Origin of the sequence: Variovorax sp. E3 (assembly GCF_016082275.1) — a bacterium.
In the GTDB taxonomy this organism is placed as follows: Bacteria; Pseudomonadota; Gammaproteobacteria; order Burkholderiales; family Burkholderiaceae_C; genus Variovorax.
The window spans coordinates 1-521 of the sequence record NZ_MOWM01000383.1; the positions used below are offsets into that span (position 1 = coordinate 1).

Annotated in this window: 1 protein-coding gene and 1 pseudogene; both read right to left on the bottom strand. The window is 74.9% G+C overall.

Annotated features, from left to right (window positions below):
- Positions 1–278, bottom strand: a 278-nt coding sequence (locus BMG07_RS40990) for an FGGY family carbohydrate kinase (RefSeq protein WP_269759924.1), incomplete at its 3' end; no start/stop codon positions are given.
- Positions 279–283: 5 nt separating this feature from the next.
- Positions 284–521, bottom strand: a pseudogene (locus BMG07_RS40995) (ABC transporter ATP-binding protein); the annotation flags it as partial.

Consider the following 521-nt stretch of genomic DNA (forward strand, 5'->3'; position numbering starts at 1 on the left):
CCGGCGGCATCGACCAGCCAGGTGCCGTCGCCTTGCGCGGTGGCGGCCAGCGCCGCGGTGCGCGCGGCCAGTCCCGGCAGCTCCAGCGCCAGCGCGCGCAACGTGGCGGCGGTGTCGGCCCAGGTGCGGTCCATGTCCTGCTCGGCCGCGCCGTGCTCGCCGAAGGTCACGGTGTTCGGCGTGCTGGCTACGGCGAGCTGGCGGCCCTCGAGGTCGAAGGCCACGGCCTTGATGACCGAGGTGCCCGCGTCGATGCCGATGATGAGGTCGCGGCCCATGGCGTTCAGCAAAGATCGGCGCCGTGCAGCACGGCGAGTTCGCTCTGGCTGTCGAACAGGTGCAGCGCCTCCAGCGGCAGGCCCAGCGCGACCATGCCGCGCTCGGGCAGGTCGGCCGCGCCGTCGGTCACCACCAGCAGCGTGTGCGCGCCCAGCTCGACGCCGATGTGGCTCTGGTCGCCCTGCCACTGGTTGAAGGCCAGCGGGCCGCGCGCGGCGATGCCGCCGGCCGCCAGGCCGCCC